Source organism: Paenibacillus thermoaerophilus, assembly GCF_005938195.1.
Taxonomy (GTDB): Bacteria; Bacillota; Bacilli; order Paenibacillales; family Reconciliibacillaceae; genus Paenibacillus_W; species Paenibacillus_W thermoaerophilus.
This window is the reverse complement of the sequence record NZ_VCQZ01000019.1, coordinates 59,916-68,410: the sequence shown is the minus strand read 5'-3', so window position 1 is coordinate 68,410 and position 8,495 is coordinate 59,916. Positions and strand designations below refer to the sequence as shown.

8 protein-coding genes and 1 pseudogene are annotated in these 8,495 nt (G+C 57.7%); 1 reads left to right on the top strand and 8 read right to left on the bottom strand.

What is annotated here, in order from left to right; all coding sequences use genetic code 11:
• Positions 1–156 (top strand): annotated as a pseudogene (locus FE781_RS13220) (IS256 family transposase); the annotation flags it as partial.
• A 104-nt stretch (positions 157–260) separates the two neighbouring features.
• Here the strand turns inward: FE781_RS13220 and FE781_RS13215 are convergent.
• The 8 genes from FE781_RS13215 to FE781_RS13180 form a co-directional block, all read right to left on the bottom strand.
• Positions 261–644 carry a DUF4183 domain-containing protein gene (locus FE781_RS13215; RefSeq protein WP_138790101.1) on the bottom strand — a complete coding sequence of 128 codons (384 nt, stop codon included), beginning with the start codon at positions 642–644 and terminating at the stop codon, positions 261–263.
• An 88-nt stretch (positions 645–732) separates the two neighbouring features.
• The gene (locus FE781_RS13210; RefSeq protein WP_170209543.1) at positions 733–1,191 is read right to left on the bottom strand and encodes a DUF4183 domain-containing protein; all 459 of its coding nucleotides are present in this window, start codon (positions 1,189–1,191) and stop codon (positions 733–735) included.
• 169 nt (positions 1,192–1,360) lie between these two features.
• Positions 1,361–2,071, bottom strand: a complete 711-nt coding sequence (locus tag FE781_RS13205; RefSeq protein WP_138790099.1) for a Maf family protein — start codon at positions 2,069–2,071, stop codon at positions 1,361–1,363.
• 16 nt (positions 2,072–2,087) lie between these two features.
• Positions 2,088–2,330 carry a DUF4321 domain-containing protein gene (locus FE781_RS13200; RefSeq protein ID WP_138790098.1) on the bottom strand — a complete coding sequence of 81 codons (243 nt, stop codon included), beginning with the start codon at positions 2,328–2,330 and terminating at the stop codon, positions 2,088–2,090.
• 13 nt (positions 2,331–2,343) lie between these two features.
• Positions 2,344–3,306 carry an acetylxylan esterase gene (locus tag FE781_RS13195; RefSeq protein ID WP_138790097.1) on the bottom strand — a complete coding sequence of 321 codons (963 nt, stop codon included), beginning with the start codon at positions 3,304–3,306 and terminating at the stop codon, positions 2,344–2,346.
• A 131-nt stretch (positions 3,307–3,437) separates the two neighbouring features.
• Positions 3,438–5,138 carry an SPOR domain-containing protein gene (locus FE781_RS13190; RefSeq protein ID WP_138790096.1) on the bottom strand — a complete coding sequence of 567 codons (1,701 nt, stop codon included), beginning with the start codon at positions 5,136–5,138 and terminating at the stop codon, positions 3,438–3,440.
• A 91-nt stretch (positions 5,139–5,229) separates the two neighbouring features.
• The gene (locus FE781_RS13185; RefSeq protein WP_138790095.1) at positions 5,230–6,429 is read right to left on the bottom strand and encodes a copper amine oxidase N-terminal domain-containing protein; all 1,200 of its coding nucleotides are present in this window, start codon (positions 6,427–6,429) and stop codon (positions 5,230–5,232) included.
• A gap of 539 nt (positions 6,430–6,968) precedes the next feature.
• Positions 6,969–8,414: a S41 family peptidase gene (locus FE781_RS13180; RefSeq protein ID WP_138790094.1), complete on the bottom strand. Its 1,446-nt coding sequence runs from the start codon at positions 8,412–8,414 to the stop codon at positions 6,969–6,971.
• Positions 8,415–8,495 lie beyond the last annotated feature (81 nt).

The following is an 8,495-nucleotide window of genomic DNA, read 5'->3' as shown; positions in this document are numbered from 1 at the left end:
AATCGTGAGTCTGTCATTCGACTCATCGGTGCCATTTTAATGGAACAGCAGGACGAATGGACAGTTTCGCACCGGTATTTCAGCAAAGAGTCCATGGCCAAAGTGGTTCAAGGAGAACAAGCCCTTTTAACGTCTGCTATGCTCTTGCAGAAATAAATATGAGTCACAAAGTAGAAATCGATTTTACACCACTTGACGGGACGCTATCGACTCCGGACTTTCCGCACTTCACTATCGTTTTTGCTCATCTCTTAATTAGATCACGTGTTTACCGTGGTCGTAGAAGTTGGAACATAATTTATTACTTCTAATACAATCGGCGAATCCGCCAAAATAGGTTCTCCTCCTGCGGGTACATTAATCACCAGTGAACCTACTGTAGTGGCTCCGGGAGTATAGGTTGAAATCCCCTGCATTTGCAACACACCGTTAATGTAAACATTATACATACTATTGTTTGTCGCCAATGCAGGAAGATCAGTTGCTGCTGCCCCGGTATCATCGAAAAAATCGGCAGTATCAATCGTCAATGTTGCACCCGCCGCGGTTTCACCAGTTGTTACGTAGAAAAACTTTTGTGGCGATGGAACCGTTTCAACTGTCGTTGTTGCCGTAACAAGTAACTTCATAAGTTGTAGTGCCATGATAACAAACCTCCTCATAAAATGTAATACAATAAAATCATATTCTGAATGAAGATGAACGTCAGGGCTAATCTTCAAGTGAATATACCTATTTTTTTCTCGATATGATAAATCCGATTGATTCAAGTATAATGGGGGTTCCTTTATAAATCGTTTGACCTGTCGAAATAATAGTTAACTCATCGGAATTTACGTGATATAACTTACCCTCTTGCAATGCTCCGTTAACGTACAAATTGAAGTAACCTTCTTGACCAAAGTCAATAAACTTGGCAACGGTTTCGCCTTTATCATCAACAAACTGATTGGGAAACAAAACTATTTTTTCTCCTGATAAATTAATGTCATGGGGTGCAACAAAAAAATATCTTCTTACTTTTGGTTTAACACCAATAAAAGGTTGTTTTTGTTGTTTTTGTTTTGGGCAAATAATATTTAAACGTTTTATTACGCAATTAATTTGGTATATTACTTTTTTTCTGCCTCTTCTCTTTCTACGCTTTGTAGGTTTAAAAAATTTACACTTTAATCTATTCTTTTTCGTCAATAATCCCACCTCTACTATGCATAAGTCTTGGAATAATTTATGCTTCTTTTTAATTTATGTTTTGGACAAAAGACCTAATCAAGGAACATTGGGTTGAGCATATAAGGAAACAACAAATAAGGCGCCAATTATAGACGCCTTCGAAAGAAACGAAAAATATTCAACTCAACTATGATTGATTAAATAAGCTGATTCCAAACATTAACAACATCTGATAAAGAAGGTTCAAGGGAAGCCCCATAATACTGTAAAAATCTCCTTCGATTTTTTCAATAAATACCGAGCCAATCCCCTGTACACCGTACGCGCCGGCCTTGTCGAGCGGTTCGCCGGTATTCACATACGACCGGATTTCTTCGTCGCTCATCGGATGAAACGTCACTTGGCTGACGGTGTGGCCCGCCGCGGCTTCCGGCCGGCCGGCAGGCGAATCCGGGACGATCCGGTATCGGCCGATGTCCCCGAAACGGACCGCCGTGCGGCCGTCGCGGCCGCCGAGCCCGAGAGCCTCCGATCGGACGCCGCCCGCGTCCAGCAGCGCGACGCCGGTATACACCTGATGCGTCCGGCCCTGCAGCAGCTTCAGCATGCGGAACGCGTCCTCGGCGTCCGCGGGCTTGCCCAACACTTGCCCGTCCAGCACGACGATCGTATCGGAACCGACAACCAGGCCCGTACGCCCCTCGCCGCGCAGCTCCCCGCATACGTGCAGCGCTTTGCGGATCGCCAGGGACTCGACGATCTCTTCCGGGGGCAAGCCCGGTTCCACCGATTCGTCCGCTCCGCTGGGACGAACTTCGAATTCCAGGCCGAGGCTGCGAAGCAGCTCCTGACGGCGAGGCGACGACGAGGCCAATACGATAGCGGGATTCGTGCTCATGCGGTCGTTGCCTCCTTTACAGCTTGCGGTAGATCCAGATCGCGGCGATCAAGCCAACGATCGCAATCAGGTTTAGTTTAAGCCGGATAAAGAAATCGTATTGCACGATCTCCAGATCCGCCTTCGGATGCCACTCGATGTCGGCCGCCGTCGTCAAAAACTTCAGCCCGGGCACGGGCGACAGCAGTTCCCCCGCAATCATGCCGGCCAACAGACCGAGCAGCAGGAAGACGATCAGCGTGAACGTGTTTTTCTTCATCGATCCCCATTCCTTACAGATGTTCGGCAGCGAATCTCATCATTTCCTCTTGGAAGAACGGCAGAGCCTCATGTCCGTAATCGGGATAAATGCGGTATTCCTTGGGCGCTTCGATATGATTATACGCGGCGAAACAGGTGGAAGGCGGGCACACCGTATCCTGCAGCGTAATCGCCATCAGCGTGCGGGCTTTGACCCGGGCCGCGTGGTTCATGACGTCGAAATAGCTGAGCGTGCGGAATACGTCGGCTTCGCGCTTCCTCTCCGGATCGAACATCCGGAACCACTTGACGATCTCGGGATACGGCCCCGCGCCGGCTTGCTCCACCGACCGGCGGAAGTCGCTCAGGAACGGATAGGCCGGCATCGTAATTTTCGGCCGGGCGTCGAGCCCCGCCACGGCGAGCGCCAATCCGCCGCCCTGGCTTCCGCCGCACACGCCGATCCGGGACGAGTCGATCTCCGGCAGACTGTCGGCCACATCGACCGCTCGCACGCTGTCCACGTACACCTGCCGGTAGTAATACGTTTTCGGATCGAGGATGCCGTACGTCAGCCATCCGGCAATGCCGCCCTGCGGATACACCGTCGAATCCGGCGTCTGTCCGCCCTGTCCGCGAACGTCCACGATGATCGCGGCCATTCCCAGGGTCGTCCAATGAAGCTGATCGACGGGAATGCCCCGGCTGCCCGTATACCCGTGGTAACGGATGACGGCCGGCACGGGATTATCGGTGGACGCTTCCTTCGGGCGAACGTACCAGCCGTGAATGACCGTGCCGTCCCCTCCGCGGTAAGTCAGTTCGAACAAGTCCGCCGTTTTATTCGGGAACGGATACGGCGTCAGCTTCACGTCGAGCGGCGTTTTCGCCGCCTCGGCCAATGTCTCCCTCCAGAACGAATCGAAATCCGGTTGAGCCGTCGACTCGGGCTTGTACTGCTTCAGTTGGTGCAATGGCCAGTCCACTAATGGCATTGGATTCAACTCCGTCTCATGATTGTTGGTTGATGGGCAGCTGATTTCGCCATATTTTCTTTTCCCATCTTATCAGAGCGCATCCGACTTTAAAAGAAAAACCCGATTCCGCATGGAACCGGGTTCGCCCATCAGTCCTTGAGGGCTTCCAGCATGGCGCGCTCCGCCAGCAAATACTGGACGACTCCGTTTTGAGCCTGCCACATCAGGGAAGCGGATGGATTTTTGTTGTACTGTTCGAGCGACTGAACGGCCGCGCTCAGGCCGGTGCCCATCTGCTGGAACAACGCCGCCTGCTCCTTCGGCACCTCGCCCGCGGCCGCCGTGGCGGCGGTCGTGTAGGCCTGGTGCGCCTGCTTCACGGCGGGCAGCGTGCTGTCGTCGAGCTTGCGCGGCGTCCCGGCTTCAAGCTGGAGCACGGACAGCTTCATGATCGAATCCGCAAGCCGCCCCCCTTGCGTAAACAACGCTTCCGCCCGCTGTCCGCTGTCGCTTCCCCAGCGCAGGCTCGTTACGGTCGGCAGCACCTGGGGCTTGATGGCGGTCTCCAGGACGCGTCCGTCGAGCAGCTCCCGCAGCTTCTGCGCGTCGTCGCGATTGGCCGCCACGCCGGAGTACACCACATTCATCGCGCCGGCTTCGACCGACGCGGCCAGCCCTTTCGAGTCGAGCTCCCGCTTCAGCGTCTCCGCCCCTTGCGCCGACGAGAAAGCGCCGGTCTGCAGCAGCACGTACGTACGGGCGGGCAGGTTCACCGACACCGCTCCGGCTGCGGAAGCGCCGGCCGTCTGCGGCCCTTGGCCGGTTCCGGCGGCCGTGCCCGTTCCCGCCGCCGTGCCGGAGTCGGTGCCGACTCCCGCCGGAATCGTCTTGTCTTCGCCGTCGCCGCCAAGCAACGCGAGCACGATGTACCCAAGCAGCACGCCGGTTAATACGGCTCCCGCCGCCGACGCGATAATACGCAGCCAGGGCATGCGGCCGAACCGCATCGTGCCGCCGTGGCCGCCTTCCACCAGCGGCCCTTCGATAACCGGCACGTGGTGCTCCGTCTCCGGATCGTCATACGGCGGATAACCCGGAGCGGACCGCTGTGCGCGCGGCCATTCCCGGTAATCGGCCGGGGCCGGATGACGGGGCGGCGCATGCTCCGCGTGCCATTCCCTGCGGTCCGGGTTCGGCGGCGGAAGCCGCTCGAACCGCTCGGCGCCGTAACGGCCGGAGCGCTCGTCGCGGTGCGGCCCGCGATCCCCTCCGCCGCGTCCGTCCTCTCCCGGCCGATAGCGGCCGTCCCGCTCCGCGCCGTGCGCCTGCGGTCCGAATGCGGCCGGCGGCCGATGCGGCGTCTCATAAGCCGAGCGGACTTCGGAGGAATTCCGGATCATGCGCTCGATGCTTAACGTATCCGACTCGTATTCCTCCGACCAGGCGCCGTAATCCCGGTTCGGACTTTCGATGCGGTAATCGCGGTACGTCTCGCCGGTCCGGTAGCCGCCGTTCTGCCCCGACGCTCTGCCGGAGCGGGCATAAGGCGCGTCCGGAACGCGATCCTCCGGTCTCCGTTCGCCATACGAGGTTGGCGGCCGGCGGTACTCGTCTTCCTCCCGGACGATCCGGTATTCGCCCGTCTCAAGCGGGACGACATTGCCTTTCCCCGCCCGTTCCCGGACCGGGTAATCGGCACGATGATCCCCGCCGTCGCGGAGCTCATCCCGCCGTTCCCTGTCCGCCCAATCGCCATCCCGGCCCTCCAGCCGTTCCCAGCCGCTTGTCTGCGTATCCGGCACGCGCCTGCCTTCGCCGTCAAACCGATATGTGATCCGCGCCTTGTTCATCCGCGCTCTCTCCCTTGTCCCATTGGTAGTACTACCCTATGAGGGAGAGGCGAGAATTATGCCGCAAAATAGGAGAGTGAACCTCATTCCGTCAATCGACCAAATATTGAACGTGCAGATCGATGTCTTCGGCCAGCTTCCATTCGCCTGCGGCGTTTTTCTTCAGCTTGTACACCGTGTCCAAATGGAAATCCGGAATCAGCCGCTGGCCGCCCGTCAGCTTGCTGAATTGATGAAGCCGTACCCACGCTTCCCCGTCCTCGTACCGGATAATGGAAATGTCGCTGTATTCGAACTGAAGATCCATCAGAGCGCCAAGCTGCTTCGCTTGCGCGAACAATGTCTCTTTATTGGGATATTCGTCGTGGTACATGGACTCGTACGCGACCCAATCCTCCTTCTCCGAAGCGATGCGGAATTGCTCCAGGAAGTTCTTGATCGCTTGTGCCTCCGCCGCGGGCACCGAGGGCTTCTTGTCCTCGTACAAATCGGCGTTCAAGAAGTCGACCGCGACGGTGACACTGTTGACGAGTTTCCAGGAACCGGATTCGTTGACGAACACGTGGCGCTGCGTCACCTGCTGGTCGGCCAACTCGTCCGGACCTTGCACTTTTTTCGCGAGCGTCACCGCTTCGGCGACCGCCTGGTTGCCTTCGGCTCCCAACAGCTTGAAATCGACCACTTCGTAATCCATGTCGGTCAAGGCGAACGTCCGGCCAAACAACACGCTTGCTTCGGCGTACACCGGAGACGATTCGGCGATCGTGCTCAGCACGCCCGCCTTGTCCTCGTCTTCGGTATATTGAATATGCAGATCGTACAAGCTGCCCAGCACATGCTCCAGATCGCCGATATCGACTCTGCGCTCGTAGCCGATCCAGTTCACCTGCTGATCCGCCGTCTCCCCGACCATCCGGAGCGGGACAAGCGTCGTATCGTTTTCGATGCGTGCCGCCTGCTCCAGCTTCACTTCCTTGCCGTTGACCTTGGCGACGTCGCTGCCGATCGTCAGCACGATCTCCAAACCTTCCTTCGTTCCCGTTACGGTCCGGGTCTCCCCATCCCAGTCAACCTTAAAGCCCAGCTTCTCGAAAATCGGGCGGAACTGCACCAGCGTCGTGCCTTCCACCAACAGCGGCTGCGTTTCGAATTCCAATCGCTCCCCGCCAACGTAGACGGACAGCGGCTTGGGCTCGTCCGACTCGGCCGCGAACGCCGGTACCGCCGTCGCGACGGCCGTCGTCATGGCGATCACTCCCGCCAACGCCTTGCGTTTCCAATTCGATTTCATGTTCAGACAGCTCCTCTCTCCATTTCGCGATATGAAGGCCTTCTATGTCATGCACATGGGCCAGCCTATAGAGTATACGAATTTCCAAATGTTAGGTTCCGGGATTTTTCCAGATTTTTTTACGGGCCGCCTCAAGTGCAAATGTACCACAAAATATGAACAGAAGGGCGCTTCAAGGCCGAATCCGCTCGCATGAAGTGTATTTTTGCATGGATGGAGCCGACTTCGGCTCCGCAATGAATTTTTTCGTGTCATTTTGCATTTGGAGGAGCGGCCTCCGCCTTTTGCCGAACAAGCCTCAGCCCCCCGTGCTACCGGATCGCTCGGCCGCTCCAGCCGAACGAAGCCGAATCAACGAGTTCAACGAACAGCTCCCCCATATTTTCCGGCGAGATCCCTCGGAACGCCGCCTTGCCGACCGGCCTTCCGGAGCGATCGGCTCCGATGTTGCCATACCATCGGTATCTCCCCTCTCCCTGAAGCTCGCTTATAAAAAAGACCCGCCGCAAGGCAGGTCTTCTTCGACATTCTCCGTCCGCTTATTCCGCCGCCCAGGTCCAGATGCCGTCGGCCCCTTTGGTCAGCTTGCGGCCGGGCACGTTCACGGCGAACGATTCCAGATCGACATAGTTGACTCCGTCCACGAGCAGCAGCCCCTCTCCGCCCGAGACGAACGATGCCCGCACGGGACCGGTCAGCTCGATGCGCCGCGTATCCCCGTTCCAGCGAACCTCCGAGCCCAGCAGCGCGGCCACCGTGCGCAGCGGCACGTAGACGCGGCCGTCGCGCACGATCGAAGCCGATGCTCCGCCGCCGCAGTCGACCGTCTGGATTCGGCAGACGCCCGCTCCGGCGGTCAGCGACGGCGAGCCGACGCCCGCCGCGCGAAGCGCCTGCGCCGTCTGCGCGCCTTCTCCTTCCGTCGTGAGGTCTGGTTTGATGCCTACCCCTTGAACGGGATGTTTGCCGGGAGTCAGATACTCCTGTACCGTAACCTTCAGATATCCCCCGTTCGACGGCAGGGCGAACACTTGCTGGATCACGCCTTTGCCGTAGGTTTTCGACCCGGCGATCTGGGCGATGCCATGATCCTGCAGAGCGCCGGCCAGCACTTCGGATGCGCTCGCGGTGCCGCCGTTCACCAGCAGCGTCACCTTGCCCTCGAATTTGCTGCCGTTCTCGATCCGGATGGGGCTCTCGACGCCGTCCTTGTCGCGGATGTACGCCAGCACCCCGCTCTCCATGAACCGCCCCGCCACTTGTCCGGCCGCTTCCAACAGTCCGCCGGGATTGTCCCGGAGATCGATCACCAGGGAGGACAGCTTGCCGCTTTTTTTCAGATCGGCCAATGCTTGGCCGACCTGATCGTCCGTTTTTTCGCCGAACGACAAGATGCGGATATACCCCGTGTCCTCCGTCAAGCGGGAGCTGTCCACCAACGGCAGCTCAAGCTCGTCGACGGCGATCGTGCGCTCCATCGTCCGGCCGTCTCGTTCGATTTGCACCTTGACGTTGTCGCCTTTTGTCCAGCCGCTCGTCAGTTGGTTCAGATTGTCCACGGTAACGGCCGTGCCGTTGATCGCCTTCAGCACGTCTCCGGGTTGCAGCCCCGCAGCTTCCGCCGGGGAACCCGGGAGCACTTCGCTGATCGTAACCGGACTTCCCGCCTGGCTCGACAGGACGACGCCCATCCCGACCCATTGCCGGGAGATGGAGTCCATAAACTTTTTGAACTCGGTCTCGGACATATAAGACGTATAAGGATCGTGCAGCGAATCGATCATGCCGCGAATCCCGGCCTGCAACAACTGCTCCTTGCCCGGCGCGCTGAGGTGAAGGTTATGAAGCATTTGAATGATTTCGTCAAGCTTCTTGCTTTCGGCCGATTCCGCCGATACGGCGGCCGGCACGGACGTCAGCAGAACGAGGGACAACAGTCCCGTCCTCCACCAGGCGCGTCCGCGTTTGCGACTCGTGCTGCTCATAATGGCGCGATAACTCCTCTCGACTGTGCCCAAAATTTAGAATGGCAATACTACCAGCTTATCACAGTTTCAGAAGAATTG